Genomic DNA, 17573 nt, shown 5'->3' on the forward strand with positions numbered 1-17573 from the left:
GCGACTTTTCTCATTTCCCCCTCTTTCTCCCCTATTTTTCAGAATACTTCAATATAACCGGCCTGAACTTTAAGTTTCATCTTCATCGAAGGAAATGTCTTCCCTGCAAACCGTACCGGAACCTCCAGCCAGACCACGGCATCTGCTTCAAACCGCTGGGCATTTGCAGGGTCGGAGGGTGCCAGAGGCGCATTGCGTATTTCAACGTCCAGCCCGGTGATTTTATACTCCAGAACGCCTCCTGTATATTTCACCCGGTTTCCTCCCTCCCGCCGTGTTCCCAGCGTTTCATCCAGGTGGTAATAAATATCTCCGGTATCCACCGCTTCCTCAAAGCCGTATCCTTCCGTATAATATCCACCCGAGTATCCTTCCCGTACTCCGTGGTAGACATTGGCGTAGTTGTCATTTACCACCACAACCACTGCATCCTGCAGGGCTTCCTTCACCCCGGAGGCAATCAGGCTCAGACGGAAAAATTCCATGATTCCGCACAGAATCAAAAGGCAGGCCAGCGTCACAGCGATTACCAAAGGGAACGCAGTCCCGCGTTGATCTTTTAAACATGCCAGCCATTTTTTCATTTCCAATACACCTCAGACTTTCCGGTTGCCGCAGCACGGAGGGTGATGGGGAAGGAACCAAATCCTCCAAACAATCCCAGATTATAGCGGTAGGTCAGCTGCACCGTTACTTCCTCATTGAGTTGAATCCGACCGCTGGCTGACCAATGGATTTCGGGATCAAGTCCTGTCTTTTCTCTGAGGACAGCCGCCCTTCGGTTCGTCTCACTCCCGATCCGGCCAGTAATCTCCGCCTCCCGGCAAAGCTCTGTCGCAAAGGTATCCAGCTGCTGTTTTGCGATAAACACAGGCAGAATCTTTACGGACAGAGCCAGTACCAGCATCACACACAGGATTAAAATCGCCACATCGATGTATCCTTCCCCTCTTCGTCCGGCAAGAATCTTCCTTAAACGTGACACACCATTCCCTCCTCACTGGTTCTGGCAGGAATCACTTCCGGCTCATTTAACCGCGTCAACACATACCAAGTGCCATCTGCATGATTCATTGACTCCACCTTCTGCTGTAGAAGCTCCTCCGCCTTGATCTGGACACATTCCCTCCAACTGTACGGGCTTCCAGAGACGGCTTCACCCGCCAAAAGATTCCCAACCTGCTCCGGGACCAGATACACATATCCGCCGGGCGTCATCATAAACACCGGTTCTTTGGGATGTCTCTCCAAAAACTCCCGCACTGTCCCCGATAATTTTTGTCCACTCCCGTATTTAACTTCTTTTTCTTTCGCTCCTGTCTCATTCTCCACACTGCTCATGTCCTCGCGCCTCCATCTTTTTCTTTTCTAAAACATACTTCCCATGGACTTTAGAATCTCAAATACGATAATCGCCAGGTAAGTGACAATAAAACACACCAGCATGAGGAAGCTAAACACCCGGATCTTGGGCGGGATCTTCTGGGCTTCTTTTTTTAGATGCTGCAACTCCATCTGTTTGAAATCATGGGACAGCATCTGAAAATACATGGCCCCGTCATCACCGCGAAGCACGCCAATCAGCCCCCTCACCACATCGGAGAGCATGGGAGAGTTAATTCTGGCTTCAAACCGGGTGAGCGCTGCCTCATAGCTGGAGGAGCGCATATCCGCTGCCAGGATTTCCAATTCATTGGCAAACTCTTTCCCGGCGTTCTTTTTATAGTTCTCCACAATGGACAACACATCCCGGCTGTTCTTCAGTTCCTGCTCAATGGTTGACACAAACCGGGGTAGCTCGCCTTCCAACTCTCCCCTCTTCTTCGCCAGCAGCTCATCCGCCCGCTCCTGTTCCTTGAAATACACCATCACCGCCAAAACCACGACAATCACGGCCAGCAGCGGGAATACCAGCAAGCAGGGAATGACCCCCAGCAACACAAGCCCCGCCTTGGAAATAACATAGGCCTGATACACCTCCGGCTCCATATTCAGCCCACTGGCCTTCAGGATATTCTTCTGCCGCCCCCTTTTGTACTCATCCATATGGATATAAGGTGCCAGCTTCACCGCCAGGGAAAGAAGGTACGTTTCCAGGCTCTTTGCTGCCTTTCGGTTCTCTCTCCCTGTGTTAATCATCGCCTTTGATGTCTTTAAATACGGCAACCGCAGCAAATCCGCTGCCAGGAAAAATAATCCGGCCGCCAGCAGTCCGCCAAAACAGACCAGTAATCCAATCATTCCCGTCACCTCCTGTATTCCAGCGGTTTAGTCAGCCGGATCACACATGCCGTGCTGACAAAGATAAGAGCCGCTGTTCCTGCCAGAATGAGCTGCCCCATATAGGAAAACATCAGCGTCTCGTACCAGCTGCGGTTTAAGAAATACATCAATGGGATATTTCCAATGACAAGGATCATCATGGTAATAAATTCCTTCCTGGGTTCCGTCACCAACAGCTCCAGTTCCGCATTTACAATCCGCATATCCGACAGCTTACTTACAATCGGCGTCAGCGTGGTCTTTAAGCTGCGGTCATACTGACAGTCGCACAGTGCATTACACCACTCCTCGAACACATCGTTCTCAATCCGCCCTCTCAGTGCCTGCAGCCCGGCTTCCACATCAGGATTCACCATCCGCACCTGGGTCGAAAATTCCTGGAACACGTTGCGGACCGGCGGATTTAAGTAGTGCAGGTTTTCCTCCACCGCGGTCAGGATATCCTCATTCCTCAAATACGCTGTGGTAATGATGGACAGGGCTGTCTCCAGCTCCGCCGCCACGTTCTTCTTGTAATGGCCGGCCGTCAGGCGCACATACCAGAAAGGGAAGAACAGGAAGCCCACCGCCAAAACCGGGGCCAGAAAATAGTTCCCCATCAGGATTGCCAGGGAGCCGCCAACACAGAACAAGGACAGGCTGGCTGCGCAGATCATGGAAAAATGGCTTTCCCGGCCCGTCATGGCCAGGATTTCCTGGGCTGTACGGATTTCCCTGCGAAACACCCTCGGTTTCTTCCGGCTGGTGGCCTCGTTGATTTCCTCCTTTAACGTTCTGGGCTTTTGCATCAAAAAGCCAAACAGACCGTCTGTAAATTCCATCGGTTTTAATCCCAGAATTAAAAAAGCACCGGTTATCATACCGGCACAGGCTAAAAGCTGCATCAATGTCATACATTCACACCTCCCCTCAACTTCTTCAGCGTCTCACCCGGCATCCCGTTCTCCAACAGCCGTTTTGCCAGCCCGTCCGATATGGCATGCACCTGCTCATGGTAACCTTCAATGATGAATTTCCCGTCTTCCACCCGGTTTTCCGTGATCTTGTACTGGAACAGCGGCCGGTAGCTTCTGGCTCCATCTGGTCGGATTTCGCACTCCTGGATTTCCATCAGACGCCGTTCCCGGTTTTCCAGCTGCTTACAGAATGCCACGATTGGATAGGCCTCTGTCACATAGGATAGGAGAGTCTCATCGCTCATGTCCACCGCCCGTTTGCACAGGGACACCATACGCCGGTATGTGGCTTCACAACTGTTGGAATGGATGGTGGTTACCACCGCCACTCCGGTCCTGGCCGCCTCCTGAGCCGCATTGGCCTCCGGCCCGCGCATTTCCCCCACCACAATGATATCCGGGTTAAACCGCAGCGCCATGTCCAGTAAGGCAATCTGATCCACTCTCTGGCGCTCATTCTCACTGTCCCGTGTCAGGGTATGGATGACAGAATTCGTTACCGCACCTTCCTTCTCGCGCACCAGCGCCAGCTCCCTGGAACCACTCTCAATGGTGTAAATTCGCTTGTTATCCGGTATGGTTGTCAAAAGCCATCCAAGCAGTGTTGTCTTTCCTGAGCTTGTCGCCCCTGCCACACAGATGGAGATCCCATACCGCAGACACTCGGTCAAAAAGTCCATCATCGGCTGGGTGGCCGTTCCCCCGTTTATAAAATCCTCCTGCTTCATGGATTGTGGATTCACAATACGAATCGAGGCTGCAATCCCTACGTCCTCATCCACCAACGGCGTTTTCATGGCTGCAATTCGGATGTTCTTGGACAGATGCCCAAGCACAGCCGGGCTGGCATTGTCCAGAACCATACCGGACGTGTGAAGCATACGGCGGATTACATTGATTGCGTGCTGAGGACTCTCAAATCGTTCGGTCAGTTTCTTCGTGACGCCCCCGGAATACTGGACTTCGATATCCCGCCAGCTGTTGATGTCGATCTCCTCAATCCCTGTCCCAAACACGTACTTTGTGAGGAAGGAGAACTCCGCCATCTCAGTATAAATGGTATCCACCAGTTCCTGGCGGTCCATCCCCTTAACTGCAATCCGGTAGTCTTGCACATACTTGGTGATATAACGCTTAATCTGATCCTTCACATCCCCACTTTCCTGGTCAATGATCAGCGTGGAATATTTGCTGGAAATGTACTCCTGCACTTCTTTTAAAACATCCGTAAACTCCCGGCCTTCTCCCTGTGGGGAAAAGAACAGATTGTGGGCGCGGGGAACCTGCGATTCCTGAAAGAGCAGCCGTTCTCCGGCCTCTTCTTCAGCCCTGTCGATTTCTACTAAACTCATCCCATCCGAATCTGGCTGCCTTTCGGGTATTACGACCTGTTCTTTTTTCTGCCTTAATTCGTGCTCATTCTGCGGTTCCACTTTTGGGGAATTAACAGCCTCTCCTGCCATTGCCTCCTGTCCGCCAGTCTCCCGCTTCGGTCCCGGCCCAAATATATCCCCGGAGCGCTTTTCCCCTAACATCCAAACACCTCCCTGCTGATTGCTTCAATCGCCTTACGAAACCCTCTGCTCTCCCGCAAAGACAAATCCGCCAAGAGGTCACCGGCCAGACTCTGCGCCGCCAGTTCTGCAGAGTAAGGCAGCTTAAACGTCACGCTTCCAAGCACCTGCTCCACATGTTCGCTGGCCTCATTGGGCTTGATGTTGCTGGCTATCTTGTACTGTTTATCCGCATCCCATTTGTTATCCCGCAGCAGGGGCAGCTGGCTGGAAAGATAGCTAATGCTCTTCAGATCGCAGTTTACCAATCGAAGGACTGCATCGGATTCCATCAGTGCAATGGCTGACAGGATATCATTGGCAATGTAGCTTCCACAGTCGATAATCACATAAGGGGTCATTTCCCGAAGACACGTGATCAGCTCCGTTGCCTGTTTCGCGTTGTATGGGGGATAGGTATATTCATTCTCTCCCCGCAACATCCCCATCAGGGTCAGATAGTCATACTTTTTATGGGTAATCAGATTATGGCGAACCAAGGATTGTGTCACCTGGGCGGCTGCCAGCACACTTCCCAGGGAATGTTCACCTTCCAGGTCCGCCGGCGGGCAGATACAGGGCAGCATGGGGGCAGTCATATCGCAGGTCAGGAGAATGACGTTTCGCTTCTTCCCGGCCAGGTACTTTGCCAGCTTCACAGCCACCGTAGATTTACCGCTGCCCGGACTCCCCCAGACCGCCAAAACCTGATTCCCCGGCTCATCCATGAAATCCTCCTGCGCCTTTTCCGAGCGGTCGAAAATACTTCCTTTTTTGAAATTCAGCATTTATTCCACCCCGCTCTCGCTTCCTGCAGTTGCCTCCGTCTCCTCTCCTTGTACTGTTTCTTCACCGGCTTCTTCTACTGTTTCTGTTTCTTCGGTTCCGCTTTCCTTCTCCGTATTCTCTTCCGTTCCCTCACCCTCTGGCGGATATAGTTCTTCCAGCATGATTTCCTGGGCTTCCACAAACTTCCGGGCATTTTCCTTTGTTCCCCGGTACACCAGGGATAAATGCAGCTTCCCGTCCGCCTCCAGTTCTGCAAGGACCCTTCCCTGATCCGGCGTAACCAGAAGTGTCACGGTTCCCGGCAGTTCTTTCTCCGTCTCCTCATCGCCCCGTTCCCCGGTATTGGCGTCATATCCGCTGTTTGCCGTTACTGCAATGACCTCCACATACTGGAGTTCCGGCGGTATCACCGTAGAACCCTGTTTCCTATAATCCGGTGCAATCACAGAAACAATGTCACCGCTGACCAATTTTCCGGATAACCCATTGGCAAAGGCTTTCACGCTGACGGAAATGGCCTGTTTTTCCCCATTCAGGTTATAAAGATAGGCATTCTCCGCAGCCGGTTCCTCCGCCACCTTGGAACGGATGATATAGTCACCCGGCGCCATATCCGCCGATGCATACTTACCAATCACTTCATCTATGTTTCTCACAACAGACTCCGGCAGGTTGTAAGCGCCCACCTCCACCGGTTTCACCATATCCTTTGTGATCTCATCCCCAATCCGGATGTTTTTGGTAACCCGGACAATCTCTGTTTTCTCACTGATCGTCCGGTTAAACATCGGCGTGATTGCAAAGCAGATTACCAGGGACAGTACAATGCACAGCAAACCAATCACTGTTCTGTTCTTAAAAAAGTTCATATCCGTCTCCCTTCTACTCTATCCTTGGACCATACAAAATTCAGCTGTCTCGGCTGCTACAGGACCATCTGCCTTCTGCTCCAGAAGCCGCTCTAAAGAAACCAACGGCTCATCATCCAAAAACTGAATTCCTTTCATCGACATCTGATTTTCACCATGAAAGTCAATCGATTCGTCTGAAATGACAGCACCGCTTATATTTTCTGACAAAGGATTCCGGCTGATGAAGATATGTTCCTCACTATCTTCTATCCCGTCATTCCATACATCGTAGCAATATAAACCTGCCGGGACCGTATCATGATCCACGGTGTATCCGGTTCCGTATAGCCGCTTTCCCTCCAGCTCAAACGGTTCATAATACATGGTAAATGCATTTGCTCTCTCAACTGCCATATTAATTCCCCTTACCGCACTGCAGATAGCCTGCCTTTTTCCTGAACCGAAGACAGAAAACACTCACACAGCCAATCAGCACTAACAAACTAAGAATCTTTTTCTTCATTTCCTTACTCCTTCTAAACATAATAAGCGACAGCGTATCCAATGGCCAGGAACGGAGCCATTGGATATGCAGACCACACCTGCCTTTTAAAAAGTGGCAGCACACACAACGCGCCCAAATGAAACAGAAGCTGGAGCAACAGTCCCAGTATGGTTCCCATCAAGGCAGCCGGCAGCCCCAGCACAAGGCCGCAGGCTGCCGCCAGCTTCACATCTCCACCGCCAAATCCTCCTCTTACTGCCGCTGCCAGAAAAAACAACGCCGGGATAAGCCCCAGCAGATATTCCGGCCGGAAATGCAGGAGGGTGAGGGCGGCGATACTGCCGCTCACCCAGTCCGGAATCTCCCGCCGCTTTAGATCCACAAAGGAGGAGGCCAGCAGCAGAAAGAAAAACAGGACTCCCTGCACCTACATCTGCAGGCCGGGTTCTTCCCCCGCCTGTTCCGGCGCTTCCGGCTGAGGCGCGGTCTGCTGAGCCACAGACTGCTCCAGCGCCTGCTGGTAGGACGATAACACTACATTGTGAAGCTGCTCCCGAAACTCCGCCGTTACCGGAAAACACACTTCCTTATATCCTTCCGTTGTCTTCCGGCTGGGCATGGAAACAAAGAGCCCACGCTCTCCTCCCTCCACTACTTTGATTCCCCGGATTGCAAGACAGCTGTCGATGGTGGCGGATGCATACCCCCGGATACTTCCCACCTCGCCGGGCGGGTACATGGATGTAATTCTTACGTCTACAGTAGGCATATAAAGTTCCTCCTTCTTTCTTTTTCTTTCTGCGTTTTCTGTCAGCCTGCATAGTTGAACATCTCGGTAATGCGGCGGGACAACGTGGGTAACACATTTTCAGAGAATAATGCGTATAGACCCGCCAGCAGCAAAGCGCCGATCACCACAGCCATCAAGATCTTGATAGCACTATCGATGAAATTTTCACCAGAACGGTCTACAAGAACTGCCCGTACCTTCCACATTTTCTGCTCCGCTGCATGTTTCACATGTTCCATTTTCTCTCTCATGAATTACTCCTCCTCACATGATAAAAGGCAGCCATTCGCTGCCTGATTTCCATTGCTACAACTGAAGCACCTGGGATTGGACCGGTTCCGGTCCCCCAAATACAACTGGTTTAAAATCCCTATAATCCACGTAATAGAATTCACTGGCTTCCTCATCATATAGCTCAATCACATCTGACATCGAGAGGGAGTGCCCCGTATAACCCGGAACCTCCTGCCCGCCATCGAATTTATCATAGATCCGTTCCAATTCATTGGTCTCTATTTCCCCGTCATAAACCATGTGGTAATTCTGTGGGTCCGGTTCCCCGAATCTCGTGACCAGCGTATCATAACCAATGAATTTCATATGGATATTGACATCGGGCTTTAACTGCCAAATCCGGCAGTTCTTCAAGGGTTCACAGCCCTGAGTCTCCGCCTGTCCATTCATCAGCCGGTCGTATACGCCGCCCTTCCATACCACGGCTTCAATCCCGCCCTGCCGTTCCAGATAGGCTTCCAGTTCCTTTCCCTTAAAGATCGGGTCCACCACCGCCTGGCTCCCGGCAATATATCCGGCCGGGTTTCCAAAGTATACAATTCTCCCGTTTTCCACCCGAATCCCACGCATGGGCGTTCACTCCCTTCTTGTTGTTTCATCCACTTCTTTACAGCCAGCAGCGTCTTTCCCAAACGTTATTACTCCCCTTTGGAGCGTCCCTGGCCCAAAATCCGTGCCACATCTCAAATTCCTCCTCATACCAGTTACAAACTCATGCCCTGTAAAAAGGCGGCTTCCCCCGCCTCCTGTTCCAGCCTGTTTTTCCCTCCTGACTGGTTCATCCGATGAGCTGACTGGATCCCTTCATATTTCTCCTTGTGGATGATAGCTGCTTTCACATAGACGGTTTTCTCGTTCTTGTATTTCCGGTAATGTCCTCTCCTGGTGTGAGGCAGCATTTCATACCCCGTCCTCCTAAATCCGCCTCTTCCGCTATTCTTCTTGCTAAAAAAATAGACAGCTCCGATGGAATCCGGGGCTGCTCCTTCCTGCTTCATATCAAACACCTTGATACTGTTTTTATCTACAAACCGCTGACTTTGAATCGCCTTTCCTGCATACTCTGACTTTCTCGGATGTTCTTCCAGATACTTGCGCCGTCTCTGTTCCGCCAGTTCCATCTCCTGCAAATAGTCCAGGAGACTTAAGAACACCGCTGTCACACCGTCCGTCTTTCCGACCAGGTTTTCAATGGGAATTTTCCCGCTTCCCTTCAACCGGTCCAGGAGCTTAATGCATAGGTCCTCATCCTTCTCTACCAGATAGGCACAATCTACGCCACTGCTTCCCTGAATGTTGATAATGTAATGCACATCATCTGCCACCAGTCGGTCCAGGTTCTCCTGGTCCGTTTCAGTCATCTCATAGCAACCGTACTCTTCATAGAGCCGCTCATTGATCAGCAGCAGCTTGGGAACACAGTCATATTCGGTATAATATTTTCCCTTCTCCCTATCGTATAGAAAGCGGCGGCTTCTCTGCTCTGGAGGAATGGATGAGATGGACTTTTCATCCACATACCGCCGTTTCTTCTCGGACTGTCCTTGAAAGAATGGAATCATGAGCAGAATATCCAGATAATGGTCCAGACGTTTCCGAAACTGCTTCATGTCCCGCCCTGTCAGATCCTTCAGGCAGCGTTTCCGGTCCTCTTCCTGACTGTAAATGAAATCTGCCAGACGTTTTTTCTTGGTTGCCAGCGTTATTAACGCCTGGCTGCGCTCCTTCTTGCTTCCCCTCTCCAGTATCATTTCCGCCGTCAACAGGTCGCTGATCAGTTCTTTTCGCTCCTCCCCATCCCCCACCATGTGGTTGTAAAACCGGTACTGGGGAAGGTTCATTTTGTCCACGTATTTAGACATCCGCTACCCTCACTTTCCTTTTTTATCTACTGTGTCAGTTCAACACCATACCACACTGCACGCTGGAAAGCGATTCATAGAAACCAACAAACATCGGGGCAGAACATACAGCAAACACGACAAAATGGAGGACCTGTCTCTCAACCACCAATGCATACATCCCCCTATAATTGCATGGGGCCAGGATTTTCCACCAATCCTTCACGCATCTCATCCAGTTTCTCCTGCGGAGGATAGACCTGCATGCCGCACCGCACCTCCCAGACACAGAAATCATTCCGGTCACAGAGCATGATCCGGTGCTGATAGGGCTTCTGCATTTCCACATATTCCATGGCTTCCTTTTCATTGCAGAGCCACACCCCGGCCGCATACCTTCCATCCTCCAGGAAACTGTATCCGCTGTACTGGGGTTCATGGTTCTCCAACGGCAAGGCCCCGGGCGGACGGATCTGGGAGAGCTGTAGCTTCTCCTCATCCGGCAGAAGTTCCGGCTTTAATACTCCAAGCACATGATCCCGGGTACAGCGTTCAAATTCTCCGTTCTTTAAGTTCACCAAAAACACAGACTTTCCCAAGGCATTCCCATTGGCTCCATTCCCGCCCGTACAGTAATAAAGCTGCCGGCCAAAGCCAGCCTCCAAGGCAGATTCTTTCAGGACAACTACCTTCCCTTTCAGAGAACAGCCACTGCCTGTCTCCACGCAATCCCTGTCTGTATAAATCCGATTATCCGACATGGCTCCCCTCCTTCTCCCGGACCAGCCCGGACAGGTCTGAAATCAGGCTTAACCTGACTGCATCCGGCATGGTTTTAATGGCGGCTCGGACATAGGCTTCTACCGCTTCCGGTGACTGATCCCCCACCTCCACAATTTCCACCTTACGCACGGATACCTTCCCTTCCTGGAGCTGAAGGGCCAGGATATCCCCGCCGCACATACCGGCCGCCAGACGCAGTTCCCTCGGAATCAACACCCTTCCCTTACTGTCCATCACCTTATATACCGGCTTACTCATCGTAGTACCCTCCTTCTTCGATTGCCTTGTACGCTTCCTCCTCAGATATCCCAAACAGGGACAGGATCTCCAGAAGCGGCGCCTGGACCGCCGCCATAGGATCCGTATCACCGATTAAGATCGCCCCCGGAATCGTCTGCACCACCAGCCCGGTATCCATTGGGATATGGGCATCGTTCAGCAAATCATGAGGGACTACTAACGCTGCTTCCTCCTCATCGGCAATGATATCCGTCTCACAGCCCCCCGTTTCCACCTGAAACCGTGGCCCATAACCGTTAGCCTCTTTTACCGGACTGGTTGGGGCAAACTCCAGCGTTACCAGATTCCCCGGGTTCAGGCACATACTTTCCAATACACCTGGCGGCAGGATGATGCTTCCATCCTCCGCCACTCTCCCATTGATTTTCACGTTTCTCATCACGCCTTCCTTTCTGCTCCTTCTACTGTCTCATCCTGCTGTTCTAACTCCCGGATGAATTCCTGAAGTTCCTCTTCACTCACGCTAAGCTGTGCGGCCTCCAGTTCCCTCACAAGCGCCGACAGCCCGCTTATCTCCTCCGACAGCTGCTCCAGCCGTGTTCCATTGCAGTATCCGCTGAACGTCCGCAGATAGCCCTTTACGTCCGCATGATACTGTCCGGTTTTCTGATTCCTGACCATGGCAAAATAACAGGCCGCCAGACAGCTGTCATCCACCTTCACAAAGAGATGTCCCCCGGTCCTGGTGATCAGGCGCTGTTTTCCTTCTGTCTGTTCCTCCAGCTGGCGCTTTGCCCACCAGAGTTTCTCAATCCCCTCCATCTTCCGTCTCACCTCCCAACAGCCCGGCAGAAAACAGATCCATCTGCTGTGGGCCCCATTTCTTCCGCTCCTGGGGATCATAGTTGGTAATGATCACCTCCGGGAATTCACACCCACGGTCATAGCGCTGGGCCAGGTTATTGATCCGACTGACCGCCGTAATGTGGCAGCCCTCGTATAATCCCCGGATATAGTCACAATCGTTATAGCTGACCATCCATTTTCCCTGACAGCCTGCCAGGGTTTCCCGAAGCCTCACATGGTCCTGCCTTGGAAACTCCACTTCATAATGATCCTCCGTCATAAAATAAGGCGGATCGCAATAAAGAAAGGCGTTCTCCCGGTCATACTGCCGGATGAGCGCCTCAAAGTCTTTATTCTCGATGACCGTATTCGCCAGACGGTCCGCCGCCTGCCAGATCAGATGGAAGGTCTTTCTCACATCAAAGGGCTGGCAGCCAAAGGATGTGCAGCCGCTTCCATAGCTGTACCGGATTACTTTGTAAAATGCAGCCGCCCTCTGGACATCCCCCGGCGCTGCACGTTCCAGAAGGAGGGAACGCAGTTCCTCGAACTCCAGGGGCGGCAGGTTATGCATTGCCAGCTCCAGTTCCTGTGCAAGGAAAGTTCCTGCAAACTCCTGTCCCTCTAAAAACCTTCGCAGCACAAGAAATTCATCCCTTCCGTTTAAAGGCAGGAATCCCAGCTGGCGTAAAAACTCCATGGTGTGGTTCTTCACACAGGCATATAAATTGGTCAGGTTGGAATTGAAATCATTATAAACCTCCATCACCTTCGGATCCGGTGGTCTCCCGAACAGCACCCAGCCTCCGCCTCCGAATACCTCAATATAGCGTTCAAAACTGGCCGGGGACAATTCATACACCGTGTTCCGCAGCGCCTTTTTGCCTCCCACCCAGGAAATAAAACTATTGATACTTCCTCGCCTCCTCTATCCCATTCCCTGCGTCATCATGGCATGGTCCTCCGATTGAACTTCCTCCAGGACGGGCTCCTTTGAGACTGCTCCATAGGCCGTGAGCTTCCTCCCGGTCTGGGCATACAGCTCTTTCCCATAGCCTTCAAAGTCAAATCTCCGAAATGCCTGTGCTTCCAGGTCCGCTCCCATCTGTTCCAGACATTCCCTGCCGTAGGTGGCATAAGTCACCTGTACCGGGTCAAACGTATACTGTTCCAGCATATCAGTCAGCTCGGCAGCCTGCTCTATGCTGGAACAGCCTTCAAACTCCGACACGGCTTTGTATTTCAGCAGCTCCTTTTCTGTCATAGACGCTAGCTTCTTAGCCAGGTGGTTCCACCGATCTATGTCATGATCTTGCCCTGCTAACTGCTCAAACAGCGGGGCCGCAGCGTGTATTTTGGCGATCCCGCAATGGCTGAATAATTCCAGTCCAAGCCTCTCTAATACCTGATTTTTTGCCGCTTCATCATATGGAAGTTCCAGCCAGGCTCCCACCCCTAAATCTTCCGTATTCGTTCCCGCAGGGACAAGATACAGAGAAAACAGGGCGCGATGAATCTCCACCTGTTCCGGAAGCTGCTTTCCGTCATAGACTTCCTGCCACTGGTCTGAAACACGGTAACAGTAGCCCTTGGATGTAAACACGCCATTTTCCTTTTCCCTTATATACGCTCCAACCTTTTCGGTATCCAAAAGCGGGTAAATGTCTCCCGGCAAATCCTTCAAAATCGGATCCAGATCATTGTCAATGGTCATTTCCCCGATTTCATTGTCGCATTGAATTCCCGGAAGGAATTCAAACCGCTCCAGGTTATACAGGCCATTGATAACCTGTTTCATGTTTCGTTCCGGAAGGGCCTTTAGAACACCTTCATAAACCTCGATCTGCTTCTCAGTCATCTGTGCCAACTTATAGACTAACAGATTCAATTCTTCCAGCGTATGATTGTAGCGGTCCAGAACCGATTCGATAAATCCCGGCCAGCCCCGGCCGCGCTCTAAATGATAAGGCTCCCCTTCCTTTAACCTTGCCCTCTGAAACGCATCCCTCACCGCCTCCCGGTGAGCCGGTAGAGATAGGGCACTTCCCTGATAGGCAGGATCATCTATAAACTGGCAGGCATAAATCCATACCTGCATAGATTGATTCACATCTCTCAACCTCCTTTTTCACCGTCCTTCTGAATGACTCATTCCCTGTGAAAATATTTTCCGGACGGACTCAGCCTGCGCCAAGCGGCATTTTTCCGCTGCCTCCTGTACCAGATTGAGCGCTTCCTCCAGCGCTCTCTTTTCTGTCTCTGAAACTATATTTGATCGCAATGCCATGCTGATCGTTCTTTCTGCCTGCTGCAAATCGCTGCGGACACGTCCATAATGCATCATCCCCCCGCCTCCTCTTTCAGATTTCTAGTTTCACAGCTGTTGGATGGCTCCCTCCCTTCTTTTTATGAGATGCCGCCCATCCCCTCCATGCCTGTCAGTTCCTGCTCTTTTACAATCCCCTTCAGTTCCTGTTCCGTCTGTACGCGGAATTTAGAATGGCCAAAATAGACATACAGATCACAGTCCGAATCACACTCGATGCCTTCCTGTGAAAAACATTCTCCCCAGCCATCACAAGCTTGTCCGGCCCATTCCCGTTTGAGGACCTCTAACTCCTCCTGGTTCAGCTCCCCATGGCTCTTGATTTCCAGCACTCCCCAGAGATTATACTGATAGCGTTCCACGGTTGGGCACATACTGATTACCCTTTGCTTTAAAAGCTGATTGTCCAGGTAATCTGCAAGTCCTTTTTCTGTTTTTAAGATATCATCTGCAGCAATCGCGTCCCGGATATCCTCCTCATAAGAAATCAATCCAACGGAAGAGAGCGAGGAGGAATACCCATCTTCATCCACCAGTTCTGCCAACAGCGGACTGTACAGTCTGATAACGGAAGCGTTCTCGCTCAGTTCATTGCAATGCCACTCATCACGCAGCACGGTTCCCTGTTCCGACCATCTGGTTCCATCCCGCTTCATCAGCGCCTTACCCAGACTGTTCCAGTCCAGGTATGCTTCACAAAACCGTGAAACATAAAGCGAACCGTCATCCTTCATCCGCCACCTGGCATAGTCTTCTGGTGTCCGAAATTCTGAAAGAACCTGATAATGATCCAGGTCATTTAAAATACCAATGGCCTCATCCAGGCTGCGGGGGCATTCCGCAGTTAACACCGCTTTCAGCTTCTCCACGATTTGCTCCGTGCCGTCCAGCACCTTTTCTTTTAAAAACCAGGCAAACCGGTTCAGTTCGTCTACCTTACCCCCTACCGGAAGATAATGACGCAGCTCATCAAGCGGTCCGCCGTACTGATTCCATTGACATTCGGAAAACTCCTGTATCCCCAGTTCCTTTTTTGCCAGCTCCATTTGTTCTTTATCTGTCGGGATTGCCAGGGAAACGTTTACCATTCCATTTTGCGAGGGGCGGCGCAGATGAAGCAGAAATAGCGAATTTTTATCATATCCCGGATCCGGAAAGTGGTTCTGATACACTTCTGTATAAACAGTATCCTCACGCTTTAAGACAAGGCCACTTGGGCAGTAATCACCTTTGTGGTCTGCAAAATAGGAATCCCGGATGCGTTCAAAATCCAGCATGGGGTACAGTACCTCTGGTATCTCAATCTGTTTTCCCCTGCGTAACAACTCTGCCGCAGTTCGCCCCGGGTCACTGATATCCTCCAACAGATCGTAGGAGTCCAAGTTAAAGGAAAGATTGATGATCTCCTTCAGCGTTCCGGGCGCTTCCAATTTAAGCGCCACGGAAAAAATATCCTGCTCTCTCCTTGTCATATGCCGCAGCCGCGAATCCAGGAAGTCCAGTTCCTTCCGCCTCGTCTCATCTCCGTAATCCAGCCCTGTAATCATCTCCGACAGCGGCTGAACCGGTGAAACCAGAGAACGGACCGTCACTGTCTGATTCCCGGTTTTCCCCTCGTCCAGTATCTTTTTGACAGCCTCAGAGTCCGAAGCCGACATAGGAATTCTCATCAGTTCTGAAACCATATCCCCATAGCCAATCCGGATTTCTAACATTCCACTTCCTCCTCATTTAAGACAGTCCCTATTCCATGCCGGCTGATTAAGATCGCATGGATAATCAGACGCAACAGCCCGTCATGGAACAACTCCGGATCCCCTAACTCTGATAAAGACACATAAGGTTTTCCAGTACATAATTCCTTTGCCACACAGAACGTTGCATAGCTGTCCAAATCAGCCCCGCGAAGGCGGAATCGGCTGTAGTCAATCGTGCGCTCCTGCACAAATGGCCCGGCCTTTTCCCAAAGCCTCTCCTCGCTGCTCAATAGAAACACGGCGGCAGCGAATCCCGGTTCCGTCACAAGCCCCGGATATAAACCGCAGCGCATGAGCGCCCGAAACCGCCGCCTGTGTTCCTCACTTTTAAAAAGCATAATCCCTTTCTCCCCTTCCTCCCGGAGCTTCCCTACCCGGACCGTCAGGGCTGATCCCGGCAGCTCCTCTGTCAACAGTCTGAGTAAAATCTGATAGAATGCAGAAGGCATTTCCTCATCCGCTGCGGTATACAGATGGCCGTCCCTACCCTGTTCTTTTTCTGCTCTCCACACATTGACATACCGGCAGCTTCCAATCCCCGCTGTCTCTCCAGCCTGCCGGCTCCGGATGATTCCGCTTTTACGCGGCCTGAACCCTGGCACCTGCTGCATTTCCCGCTCCAGCTCCGCGATTGACGTCCCTTTCATAAATCTTACAGTCATGATTCTCAGTCCTTTCTTTCAAATCAGTGGGATTTTGACATAAAAAAAGCAGCTATGCCCTTATTTAAAAAGACATAACTGCGGTTCCACGGTCTCACCAGCCATCAACACGTTCCTATAAAAGTCCGGCTGATTAAATTTCCAGCTCTTCTCTCTAACGGAATACCATGGATTCCAATTCATCGAGCCACCCCATACCCATCTCTTCTGCTTTTGAACTGATACTCTCTATACGGTACCCCAGTTCTTCCAGTCTGCTCTGGACTCCTTTTACACAGTAGTTGGAAAATCCTTCTGCCTCCTGCTTATTTTCATCGTAACAGGAAAACTCATACTCCACCCGTACCTTGTAGCCATCCAAGAACCGAAGCGTCAGATCGCTGGTGATATAACCCTTAAGGCTTTCATCACTTAAGAATGCGGTCTGGATATCATGTTTAATCTTTTCCTTCATCCCTTCATACATCAGGCAGTTACACTCCCTGTCATCAAATCCGGTATGAAAGGTTATGGCTGTGTTCACTGTATAATCTTTCAATTCATGATTCACCATCTTTTTTTGATGTATTGACCTTACGAAAACCAATTAATTGGTAATCCCCCTACCCATTTACTGCTTCATCGACATCCCGCCCAGACCAGCTTCCTCGCCTTCCCATGCAGAATGAGACGGGTGTTCACCCGGCTGTTGAATCTCCTCTGTCTTTTGTGCAGGCGCCTCGTCCAGAAAACCTCCCAACCGGTTCGGAACATAATCAGACAGCCAAGTACCCCCAAACGTCTCATGGCTCTTAATTCTCCATATCGCCAGCTTTCCAAGATCGAGTTTCACATCCTCAAACGGAAACAGCAGGTTGGTCAATCCCTCATGACAAAATGACTTCACATGCTTAAACTCTGTCCCCTCCAATAAAATGCCTTCCTGTGTTAACAGTTCGTTGATTCCGTCTATCCACTCCTGCGCATCCCCTCCGCAACCCTGGAGAATCAGTCCTTCCTGATTTGTCATTCTGCGTAACTCATCGGTTGTGATCTGCATGAAATTCCTCCTTCATTTTTTATAATCTATTTAAAAAGGCCAGCCATTTTCTAATCTG

At 50.9% G+C, this 17573-nt stretch carries 25 protein-coding genes; all 25 read right to left on the bottom strand.

The window, feature by feature from the left end; genetic code table 11:
• Positions 1 to 38 precede the first annotated feature (38 nt).
• Positions 39 to 584 (bottom strand): hypothetical protein, encoded by a 546-nt coding sequence (locus LI015_RS16500; RefSeq protein WP_002571410.1) that lies wholly within the window; start codon positions 582 to 584, stop codon positions 39 to 41.
• A complete protein-coding gene (locus tag LI015_RS16505) occupies positions 581 to 985 on the bottom strand; it encodes a DUF4320 family protein (RefSeq protein ID WP_002571411.1) in 405 nt (134 codons plus the stop codon). The genes LI015_RS16500 and LI015_RS16505 overlap by 4 nt, the downstream gene beginning before the upstream one ends.
• Positions 973 to 1341: a hypothetical protein gene (locus LI015_RS16510; protein WP_002571412.1), complete on the bottom strand. Its 369-nt coding sequence runs from the start codon at positions 1339 to 1341 to the stop codon at positions 973 to 975. Before LI015_RS16510 ends, LI015_RS16505 begins: the two co-directional genes overlap by 13 nt.
• A 27-nt stretch (positions 1342 to 1368) precedes the next feature.
• The gene (locus LI015_RS16515) at positions 1369 to 2241 is read right to left on the bottom strand and encodes a hypothetical protein (RefSeq protein ID WP_002571413.1); all 873 of its coding nucleotides are present in this window, start codon (positions 2239 to 2241) and stop codon (positions 1369 to 1371) included.
• 5 nt (positions 2242 to 2246) lie between these two features.
• Positions 2247 to 3176, bottom strand: a complete 930-nt coding sequence (locus tag LI015_RS16520) for a type II secretion system F family protein (RefSeq protein WP_148510909.1) — start codon at positions 3174 to 3176, stop codon at positions 2247 to 2249.
• Complete coding sequence (locus LI015_RS16525) at positions 3173 to 4774, bottom strand: CpaF/VirB11 family protein (RefSeq protein ID WP_002571415.1); 1602 nt, start codon at positions 4772 to 4774, stop codon at positions 3173 to 3175. The genes LI015_RS16520 and LI015_RS16525 overlap by 4 nt, the downstream gene beginning before the upstream one ends.
• Entirely contained in the window at positions 4768 to 5580 is an 813-nt protein-coding gene (locus tag LI015_RS16530) for a ParA family protein (protein ID WP_227125702.1), read from the bottom strand. Before LI015_RS16530 ends, LI015_RS16525 begins: the two co-directional genes overlap by 7 nt.
• Positions 5581 to 6450 (bottom strand): Flp pilus assembly protein CpaB, encoded by an 870-nt coding sequence (cpaB, locus tag LI015_RS16535; protein WP_002571417.1) that lies wholly within the window; start codon positions 6448 to 6450, stop codon positions 5581 to 5583.
• An 18-nt stretch (positions 6451 to 6468) separates the two neighbouring features.
• The gene (locus tag LI015_RS16540; protein ID WP_002565918.1) at positions 6469 to 6846 is read right to left on the bottom strand and encodes an LPD28 domain-containing protein; all 378 of its coding nucleotides are present in this window, start codon (positions 6844 to 6846) and stop codon (positions 6469 to 6471) included.
• Between the two features lie 122 nt (positions 6847 to 6968).
• Positions 6969 to 7364, bottom strand: coding sequence for a prepilin peptidase (locus tag LI015_RS16545; protein WP_002571418.1), 396 nt, complete (start codon positions 7362 to 7364; stop codon positions 6969 to 6971).
• Positions 7365 to 7706: a SpoVG family protein gene (locus LI015_RS16550; RefSeq protein WP_002565916.1), complete on the bottom strand. Its 342-nt coding sequence runs from the start codon at positions 7704 to 7706 to the stop codon at positions 7365 to 7367. It abuts the gene before it with no gap.
• Between the two features lie 41 nt (positions 7707 to 7747).
• Positions 7748 to 7978 (bottom strand): DUF6133 family protein, encoded by a 231-nt coding sequence (locus tag LI015_RS16555; RefSeq protein ID WP_002565915.1) that lies wholly within the window; start codon positions 7976 to 7978, stop codon positions 7748 to 7750.
• A gap of 55 nt (positions 7979 to 8033) precedes the next feature.
• Positions 8034 to 8591, bottom strand: a complete 558-nt coding sequence (locus LI015_RS16560) for a YodL domain-containing protein (RefSeq protein ID WP_002565914.1) — start codon at positions 8589 to 8591, stop codon at positions 8034 to 8036.
• A 134-nt stretch (positions 8592 to 8725) separates the two neighbouring features.
• On the bottom strand, positions 8726 to 9883 hold the full coding sequence (locus LI015_RS16565) for a hypothetical protein (protein ID WP_227125704.1): 1158 nt from the start codon (positions 9881 to 9883) through the stop codon (positions 8726 to 8728).
• A gap of 164 nt (positions 9884 to 10047) precedes the next feature.
• Entirely contained in the window at positions 10048 to 10623 is a 576-nt protein-coding gene (locus tag LI015_RS16570; RefSeq protein ID WP_002565912.1) for a hypothetical protein, read from the bottom strand.
• A complete protein-coding gene (locus LI015_RS16575; protein WP_002565911.1) occupies positions 10613 to 10903 on the bottom strand; it encodes an AbrB/MazE/SpoVT family DNA-binding domain-containing protein in 291 nt (96 codons plus the stop codon). The genes LI015_RS16570 and LI015_RS16575 overlap by 11 nt, the downstream gene beginning before the upstream one ends.
• Positions 10896 to 11324, bottom strand: coding sequence for a hypothetical protein (locus LI015_RS16580; protein WP_002565910.1), 429 nt, complete (start codon positions 11322 to 11324; stop codon positions 10896 to 10898). Before LI015_RS16580 ends, LI015_RS16575 begins: the two co-directional genes overlap by 8 nt.
• A complete protein-coding gene (locus LI015_RS16585; protein ID WP_002565909.1) occupies positions 11324 to 11707 on the bottom strand; it encodes a hypothetical protein in 384 nt (127 codons plus the stop codon). Before LI015_RS16585 ends, LI015_RS16580 begins: the two co-directional genes overlap by 1 nt.
• A complete protein-coding gene (locus LI015_RS16590; protein ID WP_007038643.1) occupies positions 11694 to 12623 on the bottom strand; it encodes a DNA adenine methylase in 930 nt (309 codons plus the stop codon). Before LI015_RS16590 ends, LI015_RS16585 begins: the two co-directional genes overlap by 14 nt.
• Before the next feature lie 36 nt (positions 12624 to 12659).
• Positions 12660 to 13841 carry an antirestriction protein ArdA gene (locus tag LI015_RS16595; RefSeq protein ID WP_002565907.1) on the bottom strand — a complete coding sequence of 394 codons (1182 nt, stop codon included), beginning with the start codon at positions 13839 to 13841 and terminating at the stop codon, positions 12660 to 12662.
• Positions 13842 to 13859: 18 nt separating this feature from the next.
• Positions 13860 to 14075, bottom strand: coding sequence for a hypothetical protein (locus LI015_RS16600; protein ID WP_002565906.1), 216 nt, complete (start codon positions 14073 to 14075; stop codon positions 13860 to 13862).
• A 62-nt stretch (positions 14076 to 14137) separates the two neighbouring features.
• Positions 14138 to 15772, bottom strand: a complete 1635-nt coding sequence (locus LI015_RS16605) for a hypothetical protein (RefSeq protein WP_002565905.1) — start codon at positions 15770 to 15772, stop codon at positions 14138 to 14140.
• A complete protein-coding gene (locus LI015_RS16610; protein ID WP_002565904.1) occupies positions 15766 to 16476 on the bottom strand; it encodes a hypothetical protein in 711 nt (236 codons plus the stop codon). The genes LI015_RS16605 and LI015_RS16610 overlap by 7 nt, the downstream gene beginning before the upstream one ends.
• 154 nt (positions 16477 to 16630) lie before the next feature.
• The gene (locus tag LI015_RS16615) at positions 16631 to 17062 is read right to left on the bottom strand and encodes a hypothetical protein (RefSeq protein WP_002565903.1); all 432 of its coding nucleotides are present in this window, start codon (positions 17060 to 17062) and stop codon (positions 16631 to 16633) included.
• A 24-nt stretch (positions 17063 to 17086) separates the two neighbouring features.
• Positions 17087 to 17515 (bottom strand): hypothetical protein, encoded by a 429-nt coding sequence (locus tag LI015_RS16620; protein WP_002565902.1) that lies wholly within the window; start codon positions 17513 to 17515, stop codon positions 17087 to 17089.
• Positions 17516 to 17573: the final 58 nt, after the last annotated feature.

The organism is Enterocloster sp. 210928-DFI.2.20 (assembly GCF_020554465.1).
In the GTDB taxonomy this organism is placed as follows: Bacteria; Bacillota; Clostridia; order Lachnospirales; family Lachnospiraceae; genus Enterocloster; species Enterocloster bolteae.

Excerpts from the sequence above, each read along its gene's own strand:
- LI015_RS16500 (WP_002571410.1), bottom strand. The coding sequence starts at position 584 with ATGAAAAAATGGCTGGCATGTTTAAAAGATCAACGCGGGACTGCGTTC.
- LI015_RS16560 (WP_002565914.1), bottom strand. The coding sequence starts at position 8,591 with ATGCGTGGGATTCGGGTGGAAAACGGGAGAATTGTATACTTTGGAAAC.
- LI015_RS16510 (WP_002571412.1), bottom strand. The coding sequence starts at position 1,341 with ATGAGCAGTGTGGAGAATGAGACAGGAGCGAAAGAAAAAGAAGTTAAA.
- LI015_RS16525 (WP_002571415.1), bottom strand. The coding sequence starts at position 4,774 with ATGTTAGGGGAAAAGCGCTCCGGGGATATATTTGGGCCGGGACCGAAG.
- LI015_RS16580 (WP_002565910.1), bottom strand. The coding sequence starts at position 11,324 with ATGAGAAACGTGAAAATCAATGGGAGAGTGGCGGAGGATGGAAGCATC.
- LI015_RS16600 (WP_002565906.1), bottom strand. The coding sequence starts at position 14,075 with ATGATGCATTATGGACGTGTCCGCAGCGATTTGCAGCAGGCAGAAAGA.
- cpaB (WP_002571417.1), bottom strand. The coding sequence starts at position 6,450 with ATGAACTTTTTTAAGAACAGAACAGTGATTGGTTTGCTGTGCATTGTA.
- LI015_RS16585 (WP_002565909.1), bottom strand. The coding sequence starts at position 11,707 with ATGGAGGGGATTGAGAAACTCTGGTGGGCAAAGCGCCAGCTGGAGGAA.
- LI015_RS16540 (WP_002565918.1), bottom strand. The coding sequence starts at position 6,846 with ATGGCAGTTGAGAGAGCAAATGCATTTACCATGTATTATGAACCGTTT.
- LI015_RS16530 (WP_227125702.1), bottom strand. The coding sequence starts at position 5,580 with ATGCTGAATTTCAAAAAAGGAAGTATTTTCGACCGCTCGGAAAAGGCG.
- LI015_RS16570 (WP_002565912.1), bottom strand. The coding sequence starts at position 10,623 with ATGTCGGATAATCGGATTTATACAGACAGGGATTGCGTGGAGACAGGC.
- LI015_RS16575 (WP_002565911.1), bottom strand. The coding sequence starts at position 10,903 with ATGAGTAAGCCGGTATATAAGGTGATGGACAGTAAGGGAAGGGTGTTG.
- LI015_RS16610 (WP_002565904.1), bottom strand. The coding sequence starts at position 16,476 with ATGACTGTAAGATTTATGAAAGGGACGTCAATCGCGGAGCTGGAGCGG.
- LI015_RS16550 (WP_002565916.1), bottom strand. The coding sequence starts at position 7,706 with ATGCCTACTGTAGACGTAAGAATTACATCCATGTACCCGCCCGGCGAG.
- LI015_RS16565 (WP_227125704.1), bottom strand. The coding sequence starts at position 9,883 with ATGTCTAAATACGTGGACAAAATGAACCTTCCCCAGTACCGGTTTTAC.
- LI015_RS16605 (WP_002565905.1), bottom strand. The coding sequence starts at position 15,772 with ATGTTAGAAATCCGGATTGGCTATGGGGATATGGTTTCAGAACTGATG.
- LI015_RS16515 (WP_002571413.1), bottom strand. The coding sequence starts at position 2,241 with ATGATTGGATTACTGGTCTGTTTTGGCGGACTGCTGGCGGCCGGATTA.
- LI015_RS16555 (WP_002565915.1), bottom strand. The coding sequence starts at position 7,978 with ATGAGAGAGAAAATGGAACATGTGAAACATGCAGCGGAGCAGAAAATG.
- LI015_RS16620 (WP_002565902.1), bottom strand. The coding sequence starts at position 17,515 with ATGCAGATCACAACCGATGAGTTACGCAGAATGACAAATCAGGAAGGA.
- LI015_RS16520 (WP_148510909.1), bottom strand. The coding sequence starts at position 3,176 with ATGACATTGATGCAGCTTTTAGCCTGTGCCGGTATGATAACCGGTGCT.